At 38.7% G+C, this 25,568-nt stretch carries 24 protein-coding genes and 1 tRNA gene; 8 read left to right on the top strand and 17 right to left on the bottom strand.

Features of this window, described 5'->3' with window-relative positions; genetic code table 11:
- Positions 1 to 33: 33 nt before the first annotated feature.
- The 9 genes from nuoL to ACY2LT_RS08085 are packed head-to-tail and all read right to left on the bottom strand — an operon-like array spanning position 34 to position 7,437.
- Positions 34 to 2,193: an NADH-quinone oxidoreductase subunit L gene (gene nuoL / locus ACY2LT_RS08125; RefSeq protein ID WP_491815042.1), complete on the bottom strand. Its 2,160-nt coding sequence runs from the start codon at positions 2,191 to 2,193 to the stop codon at positions 34 to 36.
- A 34-nt stretch (positions 2,194 to 2,227) separates the two neighbouring features.
- Complete coding sequence (gene nuoK, locus ACY2LT_RS08120) at positions 2,228 to 2,536, bottom strand: NADH-quinone oxidoreductase subunit NuoK (protein WP_491815041.1); 309 nt, start codon at positions 2,534 to 2,536, stop codon at positions 2,228 to 2,230.
- Between the two features lie 10 nt (positions 2,537 to 2,546).
- The gene (locus ACY2LT_RS08115; protein ID WP_491815040.1) at positions 2,547 to 3,023 is read right to left on the bottom strand and encodes an NADH-quinone oxidoreductase subunit J family protein; all 477 of its coding nucleotides are present in this window, start codon (positions 3,021 to 3,023) and stop codon (positions 2,547 to 2,549) included.
- A gap of 45 nt (positions 3,024 to 3,068) precedes the next feature.
- A complete protein-coding gene (locus ACY2LT_RS08110; protein ID WP_491815038.1) occupies positions 3,069 to 3,626 on the bottom strand; it encodes a NuoI/complex I 23 kDa subunit family protein in 558 nt (185 codons plus the stop codon).
- A gap of 26 nt (positions 3,627 to 3,652) precedes the next feature.
- A complete protein-coding gene (gene nuoH / locus ACY2LT_RS08105) occupies positions 3,653 to 4,705 on the bottom strand; it encodes an NADH-quinone oxidoreductase subunit NuoH (protein WP_491815037.1) in 1,053 nt (350 codons plus the stop codon).
- Between the two features lie 30 nt (positions 4,706 to 4,735).
- Entirely contained in the window at positions 4,736 to 5,890 is a 1,155-nt protein-coding gene (locus tag ACY2LT_RS08100) for an NADH-quinone oxidoreductase subunit D (protein WP_491815036.1), read from the bottom strand.
- 30 nt (positions 5,891 to 5,920) lie between these two features.
- A complete protein-coding gene (locus ACY2LT_RS08095; protein WP_491815035.1) occupies positions 5,921 to 6,397 on the bottom strand; it encodes an NADH-quinone oxidoreductase subunit C in 477 nt (158 codons plus the stop codon).
- Between the two features lie 27 nt (positions 6,398 to 6,424).
- Complete coding sequence (locus ACY2LT_RS08090) at positions 6,425 to 7,003, bottom strand: NADH-quinone oxidoreductase subunit B (RefSeq protein ID WP_491815034.1); 579 nt, start codon at positions 7,001 to 7,003, stop codon at positions 6,425 to 6,427.
- A gap of 8 nt (positions 7,004 to 7,011) precedes the next feature.
- Entirely contained in the window at positions 7,012 to 7,437 is a 426-nt protein-coding gene (locus ACY2LT_RS08085; RefSeq protein WP_491815033.1) for an NADH-quinone oxidoreductase subunit A, read from the bottom strand.
- Between the two features lie 356 nt (positions 7,438 to 7,793).
- Here ACY2LT_RS08085 and ACY2LT_RS08080 point away from each other — a divergent pair, with 356 nt between their 5' ends.
- From ACY2LT_RS08080 to ACY2LT_RS08060, 5 genes are all read left to right on the top strand, one after another.
- Complete coding sequence (locus ACY2LT_RS08080; protein ID WP_491815032.1) at positions 7,794 to 8,654, top strand: sigma-70 family RNA polymerase sigma factor; 861 nt, start codon at positions 7,794 to 7,796, stop codon at positions 8,652 to 8,654.
- Between the two features lie 43 nt (positions 8,655 to 8,697).
- A complete protein-coding gene (locus tag ACY2LT_RS08075; protein ID WP_491815028.1) occupies positions 8,698 to 9,492 on the top strand; it encodes a cation efflux transmembrane domain-containing protein in 795 nt (264 codons plus the stop codon).
- A gap of 164 nt (positions 9,493 to 9,656) precedes the next feature.
- Positions 9,657 to 11,420, top strand: a complete 1,764-nt coding sequence (locus ACY2LT_RS08070) for an AIPR family protein (RefSeq protein ID WP_491815030.1) — start codon at positions 9,657 to 9,659, stop codon at positions 11,418 to 11,420.
- 111 nt (positions 11,421 to 11,531) lie between these two features.
- Positions 11,532 to 12,326 (top strand): cation efflux transmembrane domain-containing protein, encoded by a 795-nt coding sequence (locus tag ACY2LT_RS08065; protein WP_491815028.1) that lies wholly within the window; start codon positions 11,532 to 11,534, stop codon positions 12,324 to 12,326.
- A 288-nt stretch (positions 12,327 to 12,614) separates the two neighbouring features.
- Entirely contained in the window at positions 12,615 to 13,574 is a 960-nt protein-coding gene (locus ACY2LT_RS08060) for an L-threonylcarbamoyladenylate synthase (protein WP_491815027.1), read from the top strand.
- 57 nt (positions 13,575 to 13,631) lie between these two features.
- Here the strand turns inward: ACY2LT_RS08060 and tig are convergent, their stop codons facing one another.
- On the bottom strand, positions 13,632 to 15,026 hold the full coding sequence (gene tig, locus ACY2LT_RS08055; RefSeq protein WP_491815026.1) for a trigger factor: 1,395 nt from the start codon (positions 15,024 to 15,026) through the stop codon (positions 13,632 to 13,634).
- Positions 15,027 to 15,058: 32 nt separating this feature from the next.
- Positions 15,059 to 15,140: transfer RNA gene (locus ACY2LT_RS08050), tRNA-Leu, on the bottom strand.
- A 174-nt stretch (positions 15,141 to 15,314) separates the two neighbouring features.
- Between ACY2LT_RS08050 and nrfH the strand changes: the two genes are divergently transcribed.
- Positions 15,315 to 15,902: a cytochrome c nitrite reductase small subunit gene (gene nrfH, locus ACY2LT_RS08045; protein WP_491815025.1), complete on the top strand. Its 588-nt coding sequence runs from the start codon at positions 15,315 to 15,317 to the stop codon at positions 15,900 to 15,902.
- Between the two features lie 23 nt (positions 15,903 to 15,925).
- Positions 15,926 to 17,422, top strand: coding sequence for an ammonia-forming cytochrome c nitrite reductase (gene nrfA, locus ACY2LT_RS08040; protein WP_491815024.1), 1,497 nt, complete (start codon positions 15,926 to 15,928; stop codon positions 17,420 to 17,422).
- A gap of 140 nt (positions 17,423 to 17,562) precedes the next feature.
- Here nrfA and rsmD read toward each other — a convergent pair whose 3' ends face one another.
- The 6 genes from rsmD to yihA are packed head-to-tail and all read right to left on the bottom strand — an operon-like array spanning position 17,563 to position 22,896.
- Positions 17,563 to 18,126 carry a 16S rRNA (guanine(966)-N(2))-methyltransferase RsmD gene (gene rsmD / locus ACY2LT_RS08035; RefSeq protein WP_491815023.1) on the bottom strand — a complete coding sequence of 188 codons (564 nt, stop codon included), beginning with the start codon at positions 18,124 to 18,126 and terminating at the stop codon, positions 17,563 to 17,565.
- Positions 18,126 to 19,058 carry a hypothetical protein gene (locus ACY2LT_RS08030; protein ID WP_491815022.1) on the bottom strand — a complete coding sequence of 311 codons (933 nt, stop codon included), beginning with the start codon at positions 19,056 to 19,058 and terminating at the stop codon, positions 18,126 to 18,128. The genes rsmD and ACY2LT_RS08030 overlap by 1 nt, the downstream gene beginning before the upstream one ends.
- Positions 19,059 to 19,106: 48 nt before the next feature.
- Complete coding sequence (gene queG, locus ACY2LT_RS08025) at positions 19,107 to 20,039, bottom strand: tRNA epoxyqueuosine(34) reductase QueG (protein ID WP_491815020.1); 933 nt, start codon at positions 20,037 to 20,039, stop codon at positions 19,107 to 19,109.
- A gap of 2 nt (positions 20,040 to 20,041) precedes the next feature.
- Positions 20,042 to 21,685: a glucose-6-phosphate isomerase gene (pgi, locus tag ACY2LT_RS08020; RefSeq protein WP_491815019.1), complete on the bottom strand. Its 1,644-nt coding sequence runs from the start codon at positions 21,683 to 21,685 to the stop codon at positions 20,042 to 20,044.
- A 9-nt stretch (positions 21,686 to 21,694) separates the two neighbouring features.
- Positions 21,695 to 22,297, bottom strand: a complete 603-nt coding sequence (locus ACY2LT_RS08015; protein WP_491815017.1) for a D-sedoheptulose-7-phosphate isomerase — start codon at positions 22,295 to 22,297, stop codon at positions 21,695 to 21,697.
- 11 nt (positions 22,298 to 22,308) lie between these two features.
- Entirely contained in the window at positions 22,309 to 22,896 is a 588-nt protein-coding gene (gene yihA, locus ACY2LT_RS08010; RefSeq protein WP_491815016.1) for a ribosome biogenesis GTP-binding protein YihA/YsxC, read from the bottom strand.
- A gap of 196 nt (positions 22,897 to 23,092) precedes the next feature.
- Between yihA and ACY2LT_RS08005 the strand changes: the two genes are divergently transcribed.
- The gene (locus ACY2LT_RS08005; RefSeq protein WP_491815015.1) at positions 23,093 to 25,516 is read left to right on the top strand and encodes an ABC transporter substrate binding protein; all 2,424 of its coding nucleotides are present in this window, start codon (positions 23,093 to 23,095) and stop codon (positions 25,514 to 25,516) included.
- The last annotated feature ends 52 nt before the right edge of the window (positions 25,517 to 25,568 follow it).

Here is a 25,568-nt window from a genome sequence, read left to right as displayed (position 1 = left end):
CGGATTAAATTTATTTTTTACATACTATTCAAATTATAAAACATAATAAAGCAATACCATAGCAAAAATAATTGTCATAACGATATATGCTTGAATTCTTCCAGTTTGGAATTTTCTAAATACCAATCCAAAGAAAGCAGTAACATTAGCTGTGAGATTTACAAATCCGTCAATAACATACAAATCGAACCAACCGATGAAGTGACCAACAAGTTTAGTGAACCAGCCAACCAAATTGACAATTCCATCGATAATATATAAATCGAATAGAGCAAGTATTTTAGCAAATGTAGTTGTTCCCCAAACAACAGAAGCATCATAAATTTCGTCGAAGTACCATTTGTTGTAGGAAAGCAGATAAAAAGGTTTAATTAATTCAGCTACTCCGTCAGGATTGAATATTTTGAATTGGTAGAAAGAGAATGAAAGAAAGATACCAAGTCCGGCAACAATAAGTGAAATTATCATTGCGGGGAGGTGAGCGTGATGGAGAGCTTCTTCGTATTTATTTAAAGCGTGATGGGCATCTTTCTGATGATTATGGTGTAGTTCATTTCCAGAAGTTGCGGTAGGTTCGCCACAGCAAGCAGTTGAATGAGAATGGCTGCTTTCGTAAGGGACGAAAAATCCCCATTGATGTTCAGCTTGGACAACTGTTGCAGGTGTTTTTATTTTTTGGTAGAACCAGCCGCTACCACCATCGAAAGGATTGAAGGAATAGAAGAACCAGAAAGTAAGTATTGAGAGAACAATCAAAGGAACGGTGATAAGTCTATTGTTTTCGTGAGTATGAGCGGCGATATGAGTTTTGGGTTGTCCGTGGAAAGCTGAAATAAGCAGACGGAACATATAGAAAGCAGTCATAGCAGCGGAGGCAAAGCCCGAGAAAGCAATAAACCAATGACCTGAGAGTTGACCGAATGCCATAGTCCCTGCCAGGATACCGTCTTTGCTTAAAAAACCAGAGGTAAAAGGCACCCCAGCAATTGCGATAGTCGAGAACAAGAAAGTAAAGTAGGTAATAGGCATAGTTTTACGCAGACCGCCCATATTTCGAATATCCTGTGGGTCCATATGATGTTCGCCAGCATGGTGCATAGAGTGGTGCATAGCGTGAATAACCGAACCACTTGCAAGGAACAAGCAAGCTTTGAACCAAGCGTGAGTAACCAGATGGAAGAAACCATAGGAATAAGCACCAACACCGATAGCCATAATCATATAGCCGAGCTGACTAACAGTTGAATAAGCGAGAATACGCTTGAAGTCTGTTTGAGTAATAGCAATTGTTGCAGCGATGAAAGCGGTAATAGCACCAATATATGCAACAAAAAGCAAAGCGTCGGCTGTTAGCATTGGGAAAATACGAGCAGTAAGATAAACACCGGCGGCAACCATAGTTGCAGCGTGAATCAATGCAGAAACCGGTGTTGGACCCTCCATAGCGTCGGGCAACCAGACGTGTAATGGGAATTGAGCAGACTTGCCGATAGCACCCATAAAGAGCAGAATGCCGGCAAGAGTGAGCATTGTTCCGCTATCGAACGGGATGTGTCCTTCGCCGATATGGGAAAATATATCGTCGAACATAAAGCTTCCGTAGGTGAAGAAAAGAATCATTATACCGGCAAAAAAGCCAAAATCACCAACGCGATTTGTAATAAATGCTTTTTTGCTTGCGTTGGCAGCACTATCTTTTTCGTACCAGAAGCCAATCAACAAGTAGGAACTAATTCCAACGAGTTCCCAAAAAATATACATATTTAAGAAGTTATTGGCGATTACAATTCCGAGCATTGAAAAAGTAAATAGCCCTAAATACGCGTAAAATCTCGGGAAACGGATATCCTCGCGCATATATTCGAGCGAGAACACGTGAACAAGGAAGCTAATTAAATTAACAACAATCAGCATAATTGCTGCAAGGTTGTCTAATCCAATTCCAATGGTAATCGAGTGGGAGCCAAGATTGAGCCAATCGAATTTCCATTGGAGCATACCGGCATCGCCAAAGAAAGCCAATTTCTGGTATGCAACAAGCAAGGACAGGAGCAAATTAATTCCCAAGATTGACGAACCGATGTATCCCGCTGCTCTACCTAATTTTTTCTGAAAAAATATGATTCCGGTGAATCCTGCGAGCGGTAGCAGCAAGATTATTGATGATATTTGTAGCAATGTTTCGTGTGTCATAATTATATACTATTATTTAACTTCAATACTGAAACTACTCTTTAAGTTTATTTATCTCATCAACATCAATGTGATGGTAATTTTGATAAATATTGAGAATAATTGCAAGTGCAACGGCAACTTCGGCAGCAGCCAATACAATAACAAACAAAGTAGCGATATGCCCTTCGATGTTTAATCCTTTGAACTTAGAGAAAGCAATAAAGTTCAGGTTAGCAGAATTTAGAATTAGTTCTAATCCCATCAGGACAAGGATGGAATTTTTTCGGGTTACGATACCAAAAACGCCGAGCGAGAAAAGCAAAGCACTTACAACCAGGTAGTGAGTTAGTCCAATTTCCATCGCAAGCCTCCTATTTTCTTCTGGCAATTTTTGCTGCACCGATGAAAGCGACCAATAGCAAAATCGCTGCAACAAAGAATGGCAACAAATATTCAGTGAATAATCCAAAACCAATAAAGTGTGTAGTTGTCGATACTTCAATCTGGAACTGCGAGGTCATCCATTCAACATTCAAATAAGTGAAGAGCAAAATAATGGCAACAATCACAGAAGTAATTGCACCGACAGTAAGTTGAATTTTCCCGATAGTTCCGGTTTTGATGTCCACGCCGGTGATTTTGCTTGTGAGCATCACACCAAAAACGATGAGAACGAGGATACCACCGACATAAACCATAATCTGGGTAACGGCAACGAAGTCTGCACTGAGCAGAACATACAAACCCGCCATACCGAAGAAAGTAAACAGCAATGAGAAAGCCGAATACATCATTTTCTTCGAGAAAACAACACCCATTGCTGAAACAATCACAATAACGGCGAACATATAGAATACAAAATCAAATAGCATATTAATTTATCTTAATTGTGATTAATTACCAGTTTCATTTTTCTGACTTTTAGCAGCGGCATCAGCTTTTTTCTTTTCAGCCTGATACGCATCCCACTTGCGTTTCTTTTCCTCAGCTTCTTCGGGAGTGAGCCGCTCGAAATGGTAGATTAATTTATCGCGTTGATATTCAGAATATTCAAATTCTGCAGTCATTCTATTAGCCTCGGTTGGGCAAGCTTCGATGCACAGCCCGCAGAAACAGCATTTCGCAAAATCTATTGTGTATTTGGTAACCCAGGTTTTAATAGGAGTGCCATCGTAGAACAGAGGCACTTCGTCGCCCGGTACAACGCGAACCATTTCGACATCGATAGCATCAACAGGGCAGGCGCGAGCACACGAACCACACCCGTTGCATCTATCCATATCAACTGCTATACGATTTCGTTCAGTAGGAGGAAGAAGCCCATCGCGAATAGGATGAACCAAATCGGGATATTGCATAGTAACCTTTTTTTCGAAAAGGTGCAACCCAGTTATTTTCATACCGACAAAAATCGTATAGAGAGCGTGAAATATATTTTTGAAATATTCCATTTTTTACCTCAGTAAAAGAAAACAATCTATTTTATCATTGCCCAGAGAGCAACTGCAAAAAATGCGACAAAAGCGATAGGCAACATAACTTTCCACGTAACATACATCAGTTGGTCTACGCGCAGGCGTGGGAGAGTCCAGCGAAGCCAGATTTGCAAGAACACAAATAGCATAGCTTTGCTAACAAACCAGAAAGCCTGCCAAACAGGACCATTCAGGAAGTCGCCGAAAGGAGATTGCCAGCCGCCAAGGAACAGAATAGTAATGATAGCAGAAACTATGAACATATTTGAGTATTCAGCAAAGAAGAACATAGCGAATTTCATACCGCTATATTCAGTATGGTAGCCGGCAACGATTTCTGATTCACCTTCGGGAATATCGAAAGGAACGCGATTAGTTTCGGCAAGCGAACCAATAAAGTAAATCAGGAAAAGTGTAACAGTAAAGGGAATAACCCAAATTTTAGTAATAGCGCCAGGACCACCGAAAATGTTCCAGTTCCAAAAACCGCCACCTTGCTGGTATATAATTTCCTGCATATCGAGCGAACCAGCGAGAGTAGCAATAGCCAGAATAGCAACAGCGATAGGAATTTCGTAGCTAATCATCTGAGCAGCAGCACGCATAGCACCAAGCAACGAATATTTATTGTTCGAAGCCCAGCCGCCCATAACTATTGCAATTACACCGAAGGCACTAATTGCAAAAACGTAGAACAATCCGATATTGATATTGACCGGAACGAATTTCGAACTGAACGGAATAACTGCATAAGCAGCATAAGCTCCGGCAAACATTACAAAAGGAGCTAAATTAAACAAAGGTTTATTGACAGCCGCGGGAGTAATATCCTCTTTCTGCAGAAGTTTAACAACTTCTGCAATAGGTTGCAAAACACCTTTCCAGCCGGTGCGCATAGGACCCAAGCGTTCTTGAATCCACGCAGAAATTTTCAACTCGCCGAGAATTGCAACCAATGCATAAGGAAGCAGAAACGCCATTGGAAGCAGTGCAAGGAGGATATAAGCTACAATATTTTTTCCAAGTAAATCGTAAACAAAATTTAACGATTCCATTATACTTTTATATTTAGTTAATAATATTCATTATCTATCAATTTCTCCAAGTACTATATCGAGCGACCCCAAAATCATGATAAGGTCGGCAATCATATAGCCTTTGGAAATTTCGGGTAAAACACTAAGATTAACAAAGCTTGTAGCACGAGCACGCACGCGCGTTGGCTTTGGGCTACCATCGCTAATAATGTAGAAGCCAAGTTCGCCTTTTGGATTTTCGGCACGGCAATAGAATTCCCCAACTGGTGGTTTAATACGTTTAGGAACCGCCTGACGAACATCGCAAGGTTCTTTTGGCATTTGTTGGATTGCTTGCTCTATAATTTTACAGCTTTCGTAGATTTCGCGGACACGGACAATATTTCTGTCCCAGCAGTCGCCAACGGTGCCCATTTCTCCTTTGCCGACGACAACATCGAAATCGAATTTATCGTAGATAGAGTAAGGTTCCACTTTTCGCAGGTCGTAAGGAACACCCGAACCGCGAAGGACAGGACCGGAGCAACCGTAATTAATTGCAACGTCTGCGGGGAGAATGCCAATATTGGCAGTTCTTTCGATGAAAATCTTGTTATACATCAGAAGGTCTAATGCTTCATCGTTAGTTTTGCGAACTTGTTTAACTATTTCGAGGCAGTCTTCGACAAAAGTCGGATGCACATCGTGCATAAGCCCGCCAATCCAGAAATAGTTATAAAGCAAGCGACCGCCGCTAAGTTTCTCGAAGAGAGTAATAATCATTTCGCGGTCGCGGAAATAATAGAGGAACGGAGTAAATGCACCGGAATCCAGACCAAAGGTTGCAATTGCAATTTGGTGGTTAGCAATACGGTTGAGTTCGGCACAAATAACTCTGATATATTGAACTTTTTCGGGCACTTCGATACCAAGAAGTTTTTCCATACCGAGAACGTATGGGAATTCATTATTCATAGAAGAGATATAGTCCATACGGTCTATGTATGGAATAACCTGTGGGTATGTAACATTTTCAGCGTGCTTTTCGAAGCAACGGTGAAGGTATCCGATGTGTGGGACAACCTCGGTAACAACTTCACCTTCGAGTTCAACTTCCAAGCGAAGAACGCCGTGAGTGGAAGGGTGCTGCGGACCAACATTCAGCCGCATCCTTTCTGAATATACTTTCCCAAAATCAATTTCAAATGTTTTTGTCTCGCTCACAGTCGGACCTTTATATTATAATTAATTATCTTATAATGGAACTTTAATATCTTTGTAATAATCAGGAGTTTTGTAATCTTTTCTCAGCGGGTGTCCTTCCCAATCATAAGGGCAGAGGATACGACGCAAATCTGAATGTCCATCAAACACAATCCCGAACATATCGTATGCTTCGCGTTCGTGCCAATTGGCGCTTCGCCAGACGCGTTCGACTGTCGGAATGTGAGGATTTTCTCTATCGAGATAGACTTTCAGCACGATTCTGTGTTTGTACTTCAGAGAGTAGAGGTGATAGACAACAACAAATTTATCTTTGTCATCGACACCGGAGAGATTAACAAGGTAATCGAAAAGAGTGTTTAGGTCGTCCCGAAGCACAAGGCAAGTTTCGACAATCGAGTCGGCCGAAACGACGATAAACGGGTCGTGATGTTCTTTTTCGACGAGTTCTGAGACGCCGTCGCCAATTTCTTTTTTAAGCAGTTCGAAGATTTCTTTTGGGTTCATTTTATTATCAGCTAAATTTTTACAAAATTATTTAACTTCTTCCCAGCCGTGAGGAAGATGAATATTGCTGCTGTTACCATTTTTAGCATCTTCTTCGGCAATGCGGGCTCGTTTTTCGAAAATTTTCTGTTTATTTATTTTTTCCTGAAGTTTAATCATTCCATCGAAAAATGCTTCCGGACGTGGCGGGCATCCCGGAACATATACATCAACCGGAATAATTCTATCAACTCCTTTGAGCACGTGATAGCCTTCTTTCCAGTAGGGACCACCACAAATGGAGCAAGAACCCATAGCAAGAACATATTTAGGTTCAGCCATTTGTTCATAGAGCCTTTTGATACGTTCAGCCATTTTAAGAGTAACAGTTCCGCTGATGATAATAAAATCAGCCTGACGTGGAGAAGTGCGGGGAATACACCCGAAACGCATAAGGTCGTAGTGCGAAGCATTTAGAGCCATAAACTCAATAGCGCAGCAAGCAAGCCCGAATTGCAGATACCAGTCCGAGCGAGCACGTCCCCAGTTGAGCAGGTCTTCCATTGTTCCGAGCACTATGCCCGGAGAAATATCATAAGGATTGTCTAATCTATTCAAAAGTCCCATTTTAGCACCTATTTTTGTTTCTTCAAATCTTCACGAGTAATAATTAAGTCTTTCAATCTTGGAATATATGGTTTAGGTTTATCCCATTCGAGATAGCCTTTTGCCCAGTCGTAGGCAAGACCTAAGATAAGAATAAGCACAAAGACCGCCATTGCAATAAACGCATACCAGCCCAGAGTCTTAAATACAACTGCCCAAGGAAACAAGAACACCAATTCAACTTCGAAGATAAGAAATGCAAGAGCAATAATGTAGAAACGTATATTAAACTGCACCCAAGGGCTACCGATAGGTTCTTCGCCAGATTCGTATGTAGTTAATTTTTCTGGTGTTGGATTATGGGGTCTGATTAGAGCTGCTGCAAAGATACTGATACCAACAAAAAGAGCACCTATAATAAGAAATAAAAGAATAATCCCAAATTCTGTTACCATATACTACCTGTCTATTTTGTAGATTTCTTTGTGTGCAATTTAATTAATTGAGAAAAAATAAAAAAATTATTTACTAAAATATTTTTAAACTTTAATCGTTTAGCCACGACTAAAATATTTGTAAATTCAAAAAATTCAATAAAATTAATTTTCTAATTCCATTACTTTTTTTTAATTCATTAGGTGTATCGCAAACTTTCGTTTCATTTTCATCATAAGAAATGTTAATTTTGTAGCACAGTAAATTAATATTTGTTAATCAAATATTTAGTAAAAATATTTATTAATTTATTTCGTTTTTATATAGTATTATTTGAATTTAAAATATTAAACTTTATTAATAAATACAAATAGTTATGAGAATAACAAAACAATACACAAACAGAGAAAGTCAGTCGCTTGATAAGTATTTGCAGGAAATCGGGAAAGTGGAGCTATTGTCTGCTGAGCAAGAAATAGAACTGGCAAGGATAATAAAAAAAGGTGGTCCCGAAGCAAACTTAGCTATGGAAAGGTTAGTTAAAGCAAATTTGAGATTTGTTGTGTCTGTGGCGAAGCAATATCAAAATCAGGGATTGTCGCTGGGCGACTTGATAAACGAAGGGAATTTAGGGTTGATTAAGGCTGCAAAGAGATTCGATGAAACCCGCGGATTTAAGTTTATTTCGTATGCTGTTTGGTGGATAAGGCAATCAATATTGCAGGCATTGGCAGAGCAATCAAGAATCGTTAGACTTCCACTTAATCGTGTTGGCGCGTTAAACAAAATCGGGAAAAAATTCAGCGAGTTGGAGCAGGAATTTGAGCGCGAGCCGACTGCGGCAGAGTTAGCCGAAGAACTTAATATGTCGGTAGCAGAGATTGCCGAAACGATAAAGATTTCCGGGCGACATTTGTCGGTTGATGCTCCGTTTGTGCAGGGAGAAGACAATCGCTTGCTGGATGTGCTTCCGAACGAAACGCAACCTTCGCCTGATCAGGAGCTTATGCGTGAATCGCTACGGGTGGAAGTGCAGCAGGTGCTGGCAACACTTTCCCCACGCGAAGCCGAAGTAATTAAACTTTATTTCGGGCTGGACGGCAATCAGCTTACGCTCGAAGAAATAGGCGAAAAGTTCAATCTAACACGCGAACGCGTTCGTCAGATAAAGGAAAAGGCTATCAGAAGATTGCGCCACGCTTCGCGCTCGAAGTCGTTGCGTTCATATTTGGGTTAGGTGAAATTGCCCCCCCAAAAGACAAAAGAAAGGAGAAAATACTATGTATAAAACAATATTTCATATTAAAGAGATGGATTGTCCATCAGAAGAGCAAATAATAAGAATGAAATTAGCAGATAATCTGTCAATAAAACAATTATCATTCGATCTTGCAAATAAGAATCTCACAATATTACATGATGGTGAATTAACTGAAATTAAAATTGCTATTGATTCACTAAATTTTGGGGCAAGTATTATTGAAACAACAAAATACAATGGGGAAATACTCCAGAACAACAATACTGTTGATAATAAATTATTATGGATAGTTTTGATTATCAATTTATCATTTTTTATTTTAGAAATATTGTTTGGCTTAATTGCAAATTCAATCGGATTAGTAGCTGATTCACTAGATATGCTTGCCGATGCTTTTGTTTATGGACTTAGCTTATATGCTATTTCAGGTACAATATTAATTAAAAAAAGAGTTGCACGGATTAGTGGTTTATTTCAATTAGCATTAGCAATAATGGGCTTTGTTGAAGTTCTAAGAAGGTTCATCGGTTTTGAAGAAATTCCCAATCCAACAATAATGATATCAATTTCGTTTCTTGCCTTGATTGCAAACACCACTTCATTAATTATACTAAATAAATCAAAAAGTAAAGAAGTACACATTAAATCAAGTCAGATATTTACATCAAATGATGTAATAGCCAATATTGGTGTTATAATTGCTGGGGTTTTAGTCTTATTTCTAAATTCAAAAATTCCAGATTTAGTAGTCGGATTATTTGTATTTATTTTTGTTTTAAGAGGTGCAATCAAGATATTGAAAATATCAAAATAAAATGGGGGGGCAACATCACCTAACACTGCGTATATATGCTGCGCCGGAGTACCGGCTTTGGCTTCGCCACATTTTGCCTCCGCGAGTACGCTACGGCAAAACGTCATATACACGCAACCGTTAGCGGTAATGTTAGAAAGACGCATTTCAAATAAGGAATAATTATGAATATATTTGAAAAGATTAAAGACGAAATCAAACAAGATTATTATCAACAAAATTTTCCAAACGATGGTCAGCGATTTGTCGCATGGTATTTAAGAAATATTCATCTTCGGGATAGAAATGAAACCAAAGATGATATTACTGATGGAACTGATGACAAGCAAATAGATGCAATTGTAATAGATGACTATAAATCAACAGTTTTTATTATACAAGGTAAGTTTATTGGAAATGGATATGTTGACGCCGAGCCATTACGCGAAGTTTTATCATCGTGGATTCAATTGCGTGATTTAGTTAGGTTACAGGAAGTTGGCAACACAAAATTAAAACGAAAATTATCAGAAGTCGCAAAGGCTCTTGAAGATGATTATGAAATTGCATTTGAATTAATAACCACTTCAGAACTTACGAGTTCAGCTCAAAAAGATTTAGCTACATTTCAAAAACAATTGGCCGAATTATCGGAAAAAGATGACATTGTTTGTTCTATTTCAGTTATTGACCAAGATGAGATAAGGCGAAGATATGATATTGCATTAGAGCAAGAAAATCCAACCATAAACCATACAATTGATTTAACTGGTAGTCATTTTATGCCACTTACTATTGCTGGCACACAAGTTTTGTTAGCCGCTATTCCCCTTAAAGAATGTATTACAATTCCAGGAATAAAGGATGGGACTCTATTTCAAAAAAATGTTCGCCAAAGTTTAGGATTAAACAATACTGTGAACAAAGGTATTCGTCAAACAATTTATAGTGATAAGCATCGTGATTTTTTCTTTTTCCACAATGGAATTACTGCAATTTGTAATAAATTTGATTTAAACAACAATCATTTAGAAATACACGGATTAAGTGTAGTGAATGGTTGTCAATCTCTTAATACTATATTGAGTTGTAGTGAAAGAGTTAAAGAGTTAAAAGATACATTTGTTCTTTTCAGATTCTATGAAATTCCTCAGCGAGAGCGAGCAGATAGAATTAGTATCAATACTAACTCTCAAAGTGCTGTAAAACCAAGAGATTTGAGAAGCAATGACAAGCGCGTTCTAAATCTTAAAAAATCATTTGAACAAAAATATCCAAATGGATATTTCTTAACTAAGCGTGGTGAAACTGCACCAGCGGATAAAGACAAAAGATATATTTTGGATTTGTCTGATTTAGGTAAATACTTAATCGCTTGGCATTCTCAGCGTCCAAATATCTCATATAGTGAGACTAAGATTTTTGATAAATATTTTGAACAATTATTTAAAAGGGAATATAAACCAGAAAATGCTCAAGCACTAAATTTTTGGATGCAAGAAATAAACAAAACATGGGGTAAAGAAAATCCTCTTGGGTTAAATGAAACTTTGCTTGCAATGAAAGCTTATGCACCTTTTCACCATTTATATGCTGTTTCAATGTGTTTTGCAATTGCAAATAATCTTGCTGATAGAGTACCAAATCCGAATAAATGCTGGGAAAAAGCTTGTCAAACTAATATGGTAAACGAGATTGTAAAAATAAGTGGGATAAGTTTAAATATGGCACTTGAAGCAGCTGCAAATGAGCCACAACCACAAAATAGAGTTTTTTCACCGCAAAACTGGATTAAAGCAAAGACATGTTTAGCAGGCATTAATTTTGCGATTAGGAATTATTTTAATATGCTACCAATGATACCAGGTGGACAAGAGATTAAAAATAAACTCAATGAAACCTTACAAATTGGACAGGAAGACTTTGAGTATAGATGGGCAGCAGATTAATAATAAATAACACTACCGCTAACAGCGGCTATACGCCATTAAAACGGCGCATAGCCGCAAACCGTTAGGTGAAATTGCCCCCCCAAAAGACAAAAGAAAGGAGAAAATACTATGTATAAAACAATATTTCATATTAAAGAGATGGATTGTCCATCAGAAGAGCAAATAATAAGAATGAAATTAGCAGATAATCTGTCAATAAAACAATTATCATTCGATCTTGCAAATAAGAATCTCACAATATTACATGATGGTGAATTAACTGAAATTAAAATTGCTATTGATTCACTAAATTTTGGGGCAAGTATTATTGAAACAACAAAATACAATGGGGAAATACTCCAGAACAACAATACTGTTGATAATAAATTATTATGGATAGTTTTGATTATCAATTTATCATTTTTTATTTTAGAAATATTGTTTGGCTTAATTGCAAATTCAATCGGATTAGTAGCTGATTCACTAGATATGCTTGCCGATGCTTTTGTTTATGGACTTAGCTTATATGCTATTTCAGGTACAATATTAATTAAAAAAAGAGTTGCACGGATTAGTGGTTTATTTCAATTAGCATTAGCAATAATGGGCTTTGTTGAAGTTCTAAGAAGGTTCATCGGTTTTGAAGAAATTCCCAATCCAACAATAATGATATCAATTTCGTTTCTTGCCTTGATTGCAAACACCACTTCATTAATTATACTAAATAAATCAAAAAGTAAAGAAGTACACATTAAATCAAGTCAGATATTTACATCAAATGATGTAATAGCCAATATTGGTGTTATAATTGCTGGGGTTTTAGTCTTATTTCTAAATTCAAAAATTCCAGATTTAGTAGTCGGATTATTTGTATTTATTTTTGTTTTAAGAGGTGCAATCAAGATATTGAAAATATCAAAATAAAATGGGGGGGCAACATCACCTAACACTGCGTATATATGCTGCGCCGGAGTACCGGCTTTGGCTTCGCCACATTTTGCCTCCGCGAGTACGCTACGGCAAAACGTCATATACACGCAACCGTTAATCTGTAATTGTGATTTTCTTAGGAAAAGTATAAATTTAGATAAATTAGAAAGTTGTTTTTTGTAGAGGCACGGATTGACGTGCCTTTACTATGTTTTAAGAAAACAAAGAAGTGTTTTAATACGTTAATTATAAATCTGTTATTACTGAAAATGATTAAATGATATGAAAATCGACGAAATTGAAATAGCGGCGAGATTTATAAGGGAGGGGAAAGTTGTAGCCTTCCCTACCGAAACAGTTTATGGGCTTGGGGCGAATGCTTTGAATCCGATGGCTGTTGCCCGAATTTTCGAGCTGAAAGAAAGACCAACATTCGACCCTTTGATTGTTCATATTGCCGATAAGCAGGATATTGCAAAATATGCTTATGCAGATGATGAACGAATATTTAAAATTATTGATAAATTTTGGCCTGGACCGCTTACAATCGTATTGAAGAAGCAATCAATTATTCCTGATATAGTTACTTCGGGGCTAACCACAGTTGGGCTGCGTATGCCCAAAGAAGAAATTGCACTCGAACTAATCAGGCAATCGGGTTGCCCAATAGCAGCACCAAGTGCAAACAAGTTCGGACGTATCAGCCCCACGACTGCACAGCACGTAAGGAAATATCTTCCCGAGGTTGATTTTATTCTCGACGGCGGGAAAACGAAAGTCGGTATTGAATCAACAATAATTACGCTCACCGAAAAAGGTTTTGTAATTTTGCGAAATGGATTTATTACCCGCGAAGACCTTGAATCAATATTACCATACGACGAAACATATGCCGAAAATAAATTGGCGGCACCGGGAATGCTAAAATCGCACTATAGTCCTGCGAAGCCAATTTATATTTTATCAGAAAAAGTGAGCAAGACAATAGACAAATCGAATGCCGGACTGCTGTCGTTTAGCGGGCAATACGATAATGAATATAAAGTTGTATTTAGATTAACAGAAAGCAAATCGCTCAAAGAGTGTGCGGTCAACCTGTTCTATGGTATGCACTTTTTAGAAGAAAGCGATGTCGAGTGCATTGTGGCAGAACCTGTTCCCGAAACGGGAATAGGGATAGCGATAATGGAAAGATTGCGAAAAGCTGCGTACGATTATGAAAGCAAACTTGGGAAAGAATAGGTCGAAATAAAAAAGAGGCTGAGTGTGTCAGCCTCTTTTTTTATTTTTCAACTTGCATTATTTTTCGTCGGTATGCTCGTGGTCGTGCTCGTGGTCGTGGTCGTGATCGTGGTGATGATCGTGCTTATGAGCTAAATTATGAGCAACAGCCTGATAATAAGAAAGGTTAGTAACAATCATTTTCTTCACTTTTTCGTCGGCATCAACGTTGTTGGTGGTAACAACTGATTTCAGGTATCCGATGACTTTATCGGTAAGAAGCTTATTAATTAGGTTAGTGCGTTGTTTTTCATCAAGATTTTTGAGCACTTCGAGTGAACCCATTTCGCGGGGCAAGCCAACCTGCTCGAAGTAATCGGCAACGTCTTCGTCTTCCAAATTAAGCTGCTCTTTCTTGATTATTTCGGCTGAAACAATTTCGAAGACATATTGACGACGAATTTCTTCCTTGAGTGGAGTTAGAAATTCCTCGTTCTGGGCAAGCTCGTCCGGATTCAGGTTGTGTTTTTTAGCGTGCATTTCGATAGCATTTTTTACACTTTCGTTGAGCAGACTTTGAGGAATTGAAATATCTTTGTATTGCTCGACAATTTTTTTATAAACGTTATTTTCAAAATCTACATTTTCGTAATGGTCGAGATGGTTTTGAATGAAAAGAGAAATATCTTCGCGTAGATCTTCAATAGAATTAAATCTGTTGTTGCTGATTTCAGCAATTTTATCTTCGGTAAGTTCAGCAGGTTCAATTTTATCAATTTTGTTAATTTTAATTTTGAAAATTTCATTTTGGCGAAGTGGATCTACTTCTGCAAAGTCAATTTCGAATTGGTCGCCAACTTTTTTATTTAAAAAGAATTGTTTGAATTGTTCCGGGAAATCATACGAGAACAGATAAATCACGTTATTAGGCATATCTTGGAGCACTTTTCCGGTTTCTTTTTCAACAGACTGGAAATCGCCATAGATAATGACATCGTAGTTTTCAACTGTATCGGTTTCTGATTTTTTGCCGAGTTCGAGTTCAAGCTTATGCAAAACGTAGTCAATATCTTGTTCATCCGGAACATAAACGATCTGATCGACGGTCAATTCTTTGAAATCTATCAAATCGAGTTTAGGATGTTGTTCAAATTCGAGGATAGCACTAACGTTTTCCTCATCAATTTTGAAATCTTTCAGAACAGGCGAGGAAACAAGTTCGAGTTTTTCCTGTTCGACATATTTGCTGAAAACGTCCTGAGTATGGTCGAGGCAAATATTATAGAGGACTTCGTTTCCGAAGCGTTGTTTGATGAGATTCATCGGGACTTTGCCTTTGCGAAAACCTTCAATCTGATAGTTACGTTGAAGATTGGTCAGCTCTTGCTCAATTTTGTCATCGACTTCACTTTTAGGAAAACTCACTTCGAACGAGAAGAGGGTATCGCTCAATTTGTTGAATTTAGTTTCCAATTTGTGCAACCTTATTTATTAATAAAAAACAGTGCGGACGGAGAGACTCGAACTCTCACGGGTCGCCCCGCTAGATCCTAAGTCTAGTGCGTCTGCCAATTCCGCCACGTCCGCAACAATTACAAAATACAAAGTTACAGAAAAAAATCTAATTGAAAAAATAAAATATTATAATTATTAAATATAGAGAAAAAAGTCAACGAATCGTGTAAAAATAATTTGTTTTTTTGGAAAAAATTTTTTATATAGACTTGGAATAAGAATTTGAAGTCTGATTTAAGGTGAGGTATGAATAAATTTTTCGAGTTGATAAAGAGATTAATGCCTCCAAAAGGCTGGAAACTTACAGTTGCAATAAGTCTGGGTGTGCTTGCCGGACTATCGGCAACTGCTTTTCATATATCGAATGCAACGTCGTATTTATCGGACGACCCGCGAGCCTGTATAAACTGCCATGTAATGTATCCGCAGTATGCGTCCTGGCAGCATAGCAGTCATCGCGAAAGGGCAAATTGTAACGATTGCCATGTGCCACACGATAATTTTCTTCGAAAGTATTATTTCAAAGCATCGGACGGAAGGCGTCACGCAACGATTTTCACACTAAGAATGGAACCGCAGGTTATTAGAATTAACGAGCCGGGCAAGGCTGTTGTTCAAGAGAACTGCATACGTTGCCATTTAAATCAGATAAATCACGTTACAGCTGTGCAGGTAACCGGGAAAAATTACAAAGAAGGAAAAGGGCATTTATGTTGGGATTGCCACAGGGAAGTGCCGCACGGGCGAGTATCAAGCCAGGCATCGACTCCTAATGCTATTGTCCCATCGTTGCCGAAACCTGCACCTGATTGGTTAATGCAACTAATAGAATAATTCACAATATAGATGAGGAACAAATGAGCGAAAATTCTACAAAAAAAATGAAGCCTTGGGTGTATTGGTTGCTTTTTGCAATCACATTCATTGTTGTATTCATTATTGGAATGCTAACAGCATCGATAATGGAAAGACGAACAGAGACTGTTGCACGGGTGGATTTAGTAAGAAATCTACCGGAATACGAACCAAGAAACGAAGTGTGGGGAGAAAATTTTCCAAGACAGTATGAATCATATTTAAAAACACTCGACACATCATTCAGAAGTCCGTATATGGGGTCGGCACACATAGACTACTTAGAAGAGTATCCTGAACTTGTGGTAATGTGGGCGGGATATGCTTTTTCTCGCGAATATAATCAAGGGCGAGGGCACGCTTACGCAGTAACTGACGTTCGGAATATATTGAGAACAGGCGGGATAGAATGGAGCCCGCAGCCGGCAACTTGCTGGACTTGCAAAAGCACAGATGTGCCGCGGCTAATGAAGAAAGTAGGAGTTGCTGAGTTTTATAGCAAAAAGTTCACCGATTTCGGGAGTGAAGTAGTAAATCCAATAGGATGCCAAGATTGCCACGACCCCAAAACGATGAATTTAAGGATAACGCGTCCGGCACTTACAGAGGCACTATCCCGCAGAGGATTCGACATTAAGAATGCTACACATCAGGAGATGCGTTCGCTTGTTTGTGCACAATGCCACGTTGAGTATTATTTCCAAAAACCGACGAACTATCTTACTTTCCCTTGGGACAAGGGATTTTCGGCAGAAGAGATGGAAGCATATTACGACGAGATGAATTATTATGACTGGATACATCCGCTGAGCAAAGCAAAAATGCTCAAAGCTCAACATCCTGATTACGAACTTTATATGACAGGTATTCACGCACAGCGCGGAGTTGCTTGTGCAGACTGCCATATGCCATACAAGGTAGAAGGCGGTTCGAAATTCACAGACCATCACGTTCGCAGCCCGCTTGCCAATATTGCTAATTCGTGCCAGGTGTGCCACAGAGAAAGCGAGAAGCAATTGATGGAGGACGTCGTTTCGCGGCAAAATAAAGTGATGGAGTTGCGACGGCTCGCTGAGAAGTCTATTGCAGCAGCTCATATTGAAGCTCAAAAGGCTTGGGAAGCAGGTGCGACAGAGCAAGAAATGGAACCAATCCTGAAATTAATTCGTAGTGCTCAATGGAGATGGGATTGGGTGGCTGCAGCCAACGGAGTTGGATTTCACGCCCCGGTTGAAGCTTTGAGAATACTTGGTACGTCTATACAGCGTGCTGAACAAGCCCGCGGAATGTTGCAGGTTGTGTTTGTCCGGCATAATGTGCCAATTCCGGTGAAGCTGCCGGATGTATCGACAAAAGAATTAGCTCAGAAATATATTGGGCTCGATATGGACAAGGCTCGGAAAGACAAAGAAAACTTTCTGCGAACAGTTGTTCCGGAATGGGATAGAATAGCTAAAGAAAGACAAGGAACATTGATGAAATACGAGAGTAAGCGGTAGAAATTAAATTGATTTTGTTAAAACGCAGGGTTTGAATGATTGGGAACCCTGCGTTTTTTATTTTCAAAAACACTTTTTGCTGTTTAGTAAAAATAATTTAGGTCAAACAAATAATAATTCTATTCGTTTTTTAGACATAATTACGTTCGGGCGGACTTTTTAAGCAAAGTAACTTTGCTTATGGAATATTGTCGTTCGGCAATAATTTCGAGATTATCCGGAATAATCAAGGTGTTTGCAATACCGTATTCGATAGAAACAATTGCATCAACAGGAACAAACCGGCTCGTAGATACGCTCGAAACAATATCATTAATCACATTATTTTTGTATGGAGGATCGACAAAAATCAAATCAATATTTTGACTGACTTTGTCTGAAAGCAGGAATTTTTCGGCTCGGTGAAGTGAAATCTGGTATTTTTGACGTTCAATTTTGAATGCTTCGACAACATTTTTTACAAAATCGAGCGATTGCTTGGAAATATCTACAAAATAAGCAAATGAAGCGCCACGGCTCAATGCTTCGATAGCCATAGCTCCTGTGCCACAACACAAATCGCACACAACAAGGTCTTCGAAACCAATAAAATTAGAAATAATGTTGAAAATAGTTTCGCGCATAGCGTCTTGCGTGGGACGCACATTTTGGGGAACTTTTCCCGGAATATTTCTACCTTTGTAAATACCGCTGATAATCCGCATCAGAACAATTTAACTCTTTGGTGGTAAACAGGCAACGCTCCGCCAACGCAAGGCGGGTAAATCTGGAAGGTGCGGGAGCAATACTGACGATCGCGCTCGGAAAGCTGAGTGCGCATCATACGGAATGGGTTCAAACGTTTAGCTTCGAGCCCTAAAATCATAGCAGTTTCCCAGCACATCATAAAATTGTCTTTTGTCAGGTTAGCACCGAAGAAAAAGACAGCGTCAATAGTTGCAGCAGCCTCGGTTAAGATTTTTTGCAGTTCTTTCTCGATAATTTCACTGATTTGGTCGGTGCTCGCAAAAGAAGCAAGGTTGTAGTAGCCGGGAATACCATTTTTGCTTAAACTAATATCAATAAATTTATTCTGAATGCTTGCAAGCACAACGTTTTTGTCCCACAGTTCAGGATAATTATATCGGAAAGCGTTGTGAGCATTAATCTGACTAATATCGATACTATTGGCAAACGGAAGATTTAAATCTTTAAGAAGTTGAGTGGCAGCGCTTAAAATATCGTTCGGGACGATAACACAGAGAAGCATTTTTTTTCCGTTAAGCATCGGGGCAAGCGGAACAACAGTAGTAGCGAAGTCGTCGAAAGTAAATTGTGGGAAATTCTGCCTTATTTCAAAATTCACGAGTTTTTTTATGTCCTGCACAGATAAATCATCGTCGCCGGGGATTTTGCTAACAAAAACGTTATCGGCAGGCAAGGTAATTGAGACGCGGTTATAATCATCGCCGATTTCATATAATATCGAGGACAATTCCTGAATACCGAGCATCGATTCATCTGATTCGATGTTTTCCAAATCGATTCTATTATCGGTTGCGTTCAAATAGACAAGTTCGAGACCGTCGTCTTTCATTTCGACTAATGTAACGTAAGTCCTGTCAATATTATAAAAAACCGAGATTGTTTTGTTCATATAAAAAATAATGTTAATGAATAATTGAGAAATAAATTTACAAAAATATCAAACATTCTTAAATAAAATTTCGGCATTTTTTTTCAAACCTTGAAGTTTTTTTCTTTTAATTGGGCTACGGCGAAATCGTTCGGAGAATTGTTGTTGCGTCATACTCAATATTTCAATCAGGTTGAGGGCAGTTTCTCCATTGCGGGGATAAAATCGTGTCTCTTGTGTGTAATTATTCTTTTTATTGTATGGGCACACTTCCTGACAAATATCGCAACCGAAAAGGCGTGAACCGAATTTGCCTGAAATTTCCTGTGGAGGCGTGACTTCCGGTTTTGCTTCGATATTCCAATATGCAAGACAGCGTCGAGCATCAACAACTTTAGGTTGGACAATAGCACCGGTTGGGCAGGCAAGCAGGCATCTCTGACAAGTTCCACAATAGTCTTTGGCTGGGGTGTCGGGTTCAAGTTCGAGCGAAACAAGCACAACGCACAGAAAAATATAAGAGCCTAATTCTGAATTAATGATATTGCCGTTTTTCCCTTGCCAACCAACTCCGCTACGGACAGCCCAGGCACGTTCGAGAACTGGACCTGTATCAACATAAATTTTATACTCGAAATCCTCTTTTTCGCTTAATTTTTGCATAATTAAGGACGCTTTTTCCTTTAAGACGTCGTGATAGTCGTCGCCCCAGGCATATCGGGCAATGTATCCAACAGGTTCGCTTGCTGCCGGATATTCGAATGGTGTTTTGTAGCTATGGGCAAGCACAATTATGGTTTTGGCAGTTGGCAGAATTTCAAGCGGGTTTTTCCTTTTTTCCAGATACTTGGTCAAATAATGCATATCAGCCTCGAAGTCAAGCTCGAGCCAATGGAGATAGTGTTGAAATTCAATATCGAGCGGGCGAGCAGCAGCAAACCCGCAATGTCCGAAACCGAAATCGTTAGCAAGTTTTTTTATGTAATGTTTCAAATCGTCCAAATTTATCGGCGAACTTTTTTATAATGGTTTATCAGACCGTTTGTGGAACTATCGTGAGAAGAAACATAGCCATCGCCGGCAAGTTCAGGCAAAATTCTTTTAGCAAGCTGCTTGCCGAGTTCCACACCCCACTGGTCGAAAGAATTGATGTTCCAGATAACACCTTGAACAAAAACTTTATGTTCGTAGAGAGCAATCAGTTTGCCCAGAGTATTAGGGTTAAGTTCATCGAGCAAAATAGTGTTAGTCGGGCGGTTACCTTCGAATACTTTGTGGGGCAGAAGCATTTGAATTAAGTTTTCATCATTGAATTGCTGACGTAGTTCGAGCAGTGCTTCATCTTTGGTTTTTCCTTTCATCAAAGCTTCGGTTTGAGCGAAGAAATTAGCAAGCAAAATCGGGCGGTGTTCGCCAATTTCGTTTGGGCTATTAACTGAGGCGATGAAATCTGCCGGCACCATCCGAGTGCCTTGATGCAGGAGTTGGAAAAACGAATGCTGTGAGTTTGTGCCAATTGTTCCCCAGATAATCGGACCTGTTTTATAAGAAACTTTTTGCCCGTTACTATTGATATATTTGCCGTTGCTTTCCATATCGAGTTGCTGCAAAAATTCGGGGAAGCGAACCAAATACTGGTCGTAAGGAATAATTGCGTAGCTTTCGGAACCGAAAAAGTTATTGTACCAGATGCCGAGCAAAGCCATCAAAACAGGAATGTTTTTTTCAAATGGTTCGTTGCGGAAATGACAATCGATTTCGTATGCTCCGCGAAGTAGTTTTTCGAAATTGTCGTAGCCGACGTATAGAGCACAAGAAAGCCCGATGGCAGACCAAAGAGAGTAGCGACCGCCAACCCAGTCCCAGAAGTGGAACATATTGTTCGGATTAATCCCGAATTCGACACAGGCTTTTTCGTTTGTAGAGAGAGCAACGAAGTGCTTTTCGATGTCTTTTTCTTTTGCACCACAATGCTTTAAGAACCAATTTTTTGCTGTATTGGCGTTTGTAAGAGTCTCCTGAGTTGTAAAAGTTTTAGAAGCAATAATAAACAAAGTAGTTTCAGGATCTAATTTTTTTAATGTTTCGACAATATCGGTGCTATCGACATTAGAAACATAATGAACGCGAAGAACGTCTCCCGAGAATGGTTTCAGTGCATTTGAAACCATAGCCGGACCCAAGTCTGAGCCACCTATTCCAATATTGACGACGTCGGAAATTCGTTTTCCTGTGAGCCCAAGCCAGGAGCCAGAGCGAACCGCATCGGAAAATTCTTTAATGTGGTGAAGCACACTTCGGACGCCCGGCATAACGTCCTGCCCATCAACATAAACAGGTTCGTCGGAGAAGTTTCTCAAAGCAACGTGCAAAACCGCCCGGTTTTCAGTAAAGTTGATTTTTTCGCCGCGAAACATTGCATCGATTTTGTCTTTCAGTTTTGCACCTGAAGCAAGGTTGAGCAATAGCTCAATAGTTTCATCTGTAATAATGTTCTTTGAGTAGTCGAAAAGCAAGTCTTTGAGCCTGATTGAATACTTATCGAAGCGGTTGCCATCGGAAGCGAAAAAGTCCCGCATATGATGCTTGCTGATTGAAGCATAGTGTTTTTCAAGGGCTTTCCATTCGTCAGTTTGAGTGATGGGCATAGGACACCTTTATTTTGTTTGGAAAAAATCGGGAAAAAGAAGTTCTTCGATAGCTTCGCACCACAAGTGTGCAATAAATATGTGAGTTTCCTGAATTCTTGCAGTATTGGAAGAAGGGACAATTACTGATAAATCGCATTCATTTTTAATTGTTCCGCCGTCTTTGCCGAGCAGACCAATAGTGCGAACGCCCATTTTGCGAGCAGCGATTGCAGCACGAAGCACATTTTCGCTATTGCCACTTGTAGAGATTGCGATAAGGCAGTCGCCCGGGCGAGATAGAGCTTCCACCTGCCGGGCAAAAATATTATCAAAACCAATATCGTTGCCGCCTGCGGTGAGGATGGAAGAATCAACAGTAAGAGCAATTGCTGCAAGAGCAGGACGATTGATATGACTGCGCAGTCGGACAACAAGCTCGGCTGCGATGTGCTGGCTATCGGCGGCACTGCCACCATTGCCACAGATTAGAATTTTGCCACCGTTGCGTAATGTTTCGACGAGCAGATTAGCGGATTTCTCGATTTCAGAACTACATAATTCGGCAGTTTTTTGTTTTGTTTCTATTGTTTCTTTTAAGCTATGGAATAATTTTTTTTCGAAATCAAGCATAGGGAACTCCTTTAAGCTAAATAACGTTTCAAGATTGCGAGTAATTCATCCCTACCTTGCATTTTCACAGAGGAATAGGGAAGCACTTCAACAGCGAAGTGGCACTGCGAGACAAGATGTTCGAGTTGCTGTTTGCGTTCTTCGACGGCTTTTTTGCTGATTTTGTCGCACTTAGTCAGGATGATAAGATAATTACGTCCAGCAAATTCGAGTCGCTCAATTGTTTCTAAATCTTGCTCCATTGGGTCGTGTCTGGAATCGACAAGGACGCAAACAAGTTTAAGATTGTCTCTATTTTCGAGATAGTGCCAGTTCAAAGCAGTCCATTTAAGCCGCAAATCTTTGCCAACAGCAGCATAGCCAAAGCCGGGCAAATCAGCGAAAACCCATTTTTCATCAACAAGGAAAAAGTTGATTTCTTTTGTTTTTCCGGGTGTGGAGCTTGTTTTAGCAAGCCGATTATTCAGAACAATGCTATTTAGCAGGGACGATTTCCCAACGTTGGAACGCCCGCAGAAAGCTACCTCCGGAAGAGCAAGCTTCGGAAATTGAGCAACGTTGCTCGCACCGATAATAAATTCAGCATTAAGTTGTTTCATAAATTCATCTTTGATTAATGTAAATTAACGATATAACAAAAGTATTATTCTAAATTACTTAATTAATAAATAACAAGTTAAGAATAATAAATCAGTTATTAAGAAAATATAATTAATAAATGAATTATAAGTTAATAAATATTAATTTATAATAATTAACACAATATAGGCATATAGATTGCGTTTTGAAAAGTGTATGCTCAAACAGATTAGTACATATTACAAGTTGTTAGTTGCTATAGCAATTATAGTATTTTCTTTATTTTGTCAGGCTTACGTAGGTTATTCCCAAAATAAAAAAATATTAATATTGCATTCGTATCACAGAGGATTGAAATGGACAGACGAAGAAGACCGGGGCATTCGCTATGCGCTTAAATCACTAAAATACACCGAAATATTCACAGAATATTTAGATACAAAAAGACATTTTAGCGATGAGTATTTAGAGATAAAAAAGAAGGAATTATTATATAAGCTTGCCGATGATAAATTTGATGTAGTAATAACTACCGACGATGATGCATTTAATTTTGCATTGAACTACAAAGACACAATATTCAAGAGCTCGCCAATAGTATTTTGCGGAGTAAATCATTTAAAGAAAGAGACTTTAGAAAAAATCAAAGGAATTGCTACAGGCATTTCCGAAGCTTTTGATATTGGCAAAACATTTGATTTAATGCTCAAACTTCATCCCAAAACTAAACGAATATACATAATAAACGACACTATGTCGGCTACTGGCAAAGGGAACAGAAGAGCCTTGAACGAAGTAATACCGCAGTATTCGAACAAGGTTGAATTTAGATTTTTAGATAATTTAACAATAGAAGACTTGCTGTATGAAGTATCGCAAATACGTTCTGATGAGGATTTGATTTTCTTAATGACGTTTAATCGTGATGCGGCAGGCAAAGCAATATCATACGATGAAAGTGTTGAGTTAATTGCAGCAGCTACGATTGTGCCAATTTACGGAGTATGGGATTTTTATCTTGGGAAAGGAATAGTTGGCGGGTGTTTGACAAGTGGATATTATCAAGGGCAGATTGTAGGAGAAATGGCAATAAAAATACTGGAAGGTGAAAAAATCGAGAAACTTCCTGTTCGGCACAATGGGTTAAACCGATATATGTTCGATTATAATTATTTGGAGAAGTATGATATTAATCTTAATGAGTTGCCACCCAATAGCATAATAATAAATAGTCCGAAGTCATTTTACGAAATGAATAAAGCCATTGTGTGGTTTTTGTTTATAGTGATTTTGCTTTTGCTGATAATAATTTCAATTCTTATACGAAGCCACAGAGTGCAAAAGCAATTGAATTTGGAAATAATGAAAAGCGAAGCTAAATATCGCAACTTGTTTGAAACAATGCCCAATGGGTATTACCGTTCTACCCCAGATGGACGGTTTATAGATGCAAACCCAGCATTTATTAAGATGCTTGGATACGATAGCCTAGAAGAACTCAAATCAGTATATATACCAGAAGCGTTGTATGTATCACCAGAAGAAAGAGAAGCAATAATACAACGAGGCGCAATGTTCAGCAGTTCAGTAGATGTATACCGATTAAGAAAGAAAGATGGGACAATAATTTGGGTAGAAGACCATCCACGATATATCAAAGATGAGAATGGCAATATTATTTTCCACGAAGGTATTTGCAAAGATATTACTGATAGGAAAAAAGCAGAAGAGGAAATCCTTGAACTAAACCGTACCCTTGAAGAGAAGGTGCAGCAAAGAACTTTAGAATTAAAACAAGCATTAGAAAGTTTAGAAGTATCGAATTATGAATTGAAGACATTGAACGAAGAAATTGCACGCGAAGGAATGCGTTTATCTGAACTTAACGATAAACTTTTGCGTTCAGAGGAAGAATTAAAAAAGATCAATGACACGAAGGATAAATTCTTTTCCATTGTTGCCCACGACTTGCGCAATCCGATTGGTTCGTTGAGAAGTATATTAGAGACATTGTTATTATATTATGATGAGCTGAAACCCGACGAACTGAAAAATATGCTGAATGTTATGTATGATACTTCTAAACGTACCTACGACATGCTGGAAAACTTGCTTTCATGGGCAAGAGCGCAGATGAGAAAGATTGAATTCACACCATTTATGCAACCACTTTTTGGAGTGATTGAAAGAAATGTAAAGCTTTTTCTGCAAACAGCAAAAAACAAAGAAATACAAATAAACAATTTAGTTCCAAACGAACTCTTAGCGTATTTTGATACAAATTTGGTTGATACAGTAATAAGAAATCTATTGAGCAATGCGATAAAATTCACTCCGCAATATGGGACAGTTTTAATTGGTGCAGACGAAAATTTTGACGAGAACTATATTGTTGTGTTTGTGAAAGACAGTGGTGTTGGGATAAGCAAAGAGCGGTTAGATAAGCTTTTTGAGATGTCGATGGCTCGTTCTACACAAGGAACATCGGGCGAACGAGGTTCGGGATTAGGGCTTTTGCTTTGCAAAGAATTTGTGGATATGTCTGGCGGGCAAATTTGGGCTGAAAGCGAGCCAAACAATGGCACAGTAATATATTTCACGCTTCCCAAAAAAGGAAGCAACAATAGTATTCAATTGTAATTTTTTTTGGCACAATATTTTCTATGAAGTCGTATAATCTAAATTTTCAACT

This window comes from Eximiradius proteiniborus, assembly GCF_058546985.1.
This window is presented reverse-complemented; position numbering and strand designations above follow the sequence as displayed.

What these genes read in the sequence shown, in the direction of transcription:
- nuoL (WP_491815042.1), bottom strand. Translation starts at nt 2,193, where the DNA reads ATGACACACGAAACATTGCTACAAATATCATCAATAATCTTGCTGCTA.
- nuoK (WP_491815041.1), bottom strand. Translation starts at nt 2,536, where the DNA reads ATGGAAATTGGACTAACTCACTACCTGGTTGTAAGTGCTTTGCTTTTC.
- ACY2LT_RS08115 (WP_491815040.1), bottom strand. Translation starts at nt 3,023, where the DNA reads ATGTTCGCCGTTATTGTGATTGTTTCAGCAATGGGTGTTGTTTTCTCG.
- ACY2LT_RS08110 (WP_491815038.1), bottom strand. Translation starts at nt 3,626, where the DNA reads ATGGAATATTTCAAAAATATATTTCACGCTCTCTATACGATTTTTGTC.
- nuoH (WP_491815037.1), bottom strand. Translation starts at nt 4,705, where the DNA reads ATGGAATCGTTAAATTTTGTTTACGATTTACTTGGAAAAAATATTGTA.
- ACY2LT_RS08095 (WP_491815035.1), bottom strand. Translation starts at nt 6,397, where the DNA reads ATGAACCCAAAAGAAATCTTCGAACTGCTTAAAAAAGAAATTGGCGAC.
- ACY2LT_RS08090 (WP_491815034.1), bottom strand. Translation starts at nt 7,003, where the DNA reads ATGGGACTTTTGAATAGATTAGACAATCCTTATGATATTTCTCCGGGC.
- ACY2LT_RS08085 (WP_491815033.1), bottom strand. Translation starts at nt 7,437, where the DNA reads ATGGTAACAGAATTTGGGATTATTCTTTTATTTCTTATTATAGGTGCT.
- ACY2LT_RS08080 (WP_491815032.1), top strand. Translation starts at nt 7,794, where the DNA reads ATGAGAATAACAAAACAATACACAAACAGAGAAAGTCAGTCGCTTGAT.
- ACY2LT_RS08075 (WP_491815028.1), top strand. Translation starts at nt 8,698, where the DNA reads ATGTATAAAACAATATTTCATATTAAAGAGATGGATTGTCCATCAGAA.
- ACY2LT_RS08070 (WP_491815030.1), top strand. Translation starts at nt 9,657, where the DNA reads ATGAATATATTTGAAAAGATTAAAGACGAAATCAAACAAGATTATTAT.
- ACY2LT_RS08065 (WP_491815028.1), top strand. Translation starts at nt 11,532, where the DNA reads ATGTATAAAACAATATTTCATATTAAAGAGATGGATTGTCCATCAGAA.
- ACY2LT_RS08060 (WP_491815027.1), top strand. Translation starts at nt 12,615, where the DNA reads ATGAAAATCGACGAAATTGAAATAGCGGCGAGATTTATAAGGGAGGGG.
- nrfH (WP_491815025.1), top strand. Translation starts at nt 15,315, where the DNA reads ATGAATAAATTTTTCGAGTTGATAAAGAGATTAATGCCTCCAAAAGGC.
- nrfA (WP_491815024.1), top strand. Translation starts at nt 15,926, where the DNA reads ATGAGCGAAAATTCTACAAAAAAAATGAAGCCTTGGGTGTATTGGTTG.
- rsmD (WP_491815023.1), bottom strand. Translation starts at nt 18,126, where the DNA reads ATGCGGATTATCAGCGGTATTTACAAAGGTAGAAATATTCCGGGAAAA.
- ACY2LT_RS08030 (WP_491815022.1), bottom strand. Translation starts at nt 19,058, where the DNA reads ATGAACAAAACAATCTCGGTTTTTTATAATATTGACAGGACTTACGTT.
- pgi (WP_491815019.1), bottom strand. Translation starts at nt 21,685, where the DNA reads ATGCCCATCACTCAAACTGACGAATGGAAAGCCCTTGAAAAACACTAT.
- ACY2LT_RS08015 (WP_491815017.1), bottom strand. Translation starts at nt 22,297, where the DNA reads ATGCTTGATTTCGAAAAAAAATTATTCCATAGCTTAAAAGAAACAATA.
- yihA (WP_491815016.1), bottom strand. Translation starts at nt 22,896, where the DNA reads ATGAAACAACTTAATGCTGAATTTATTATCGGTGCGAGCAACGTTGCT.
- ACY2LT_RS08005 (WP_491815015.1), top strand. Translation starts at nt 23,093, where the DNA reads ATGCTCAAACAGATTAGTACATATTACAAGTTGTTAGTTGCTATAGCA.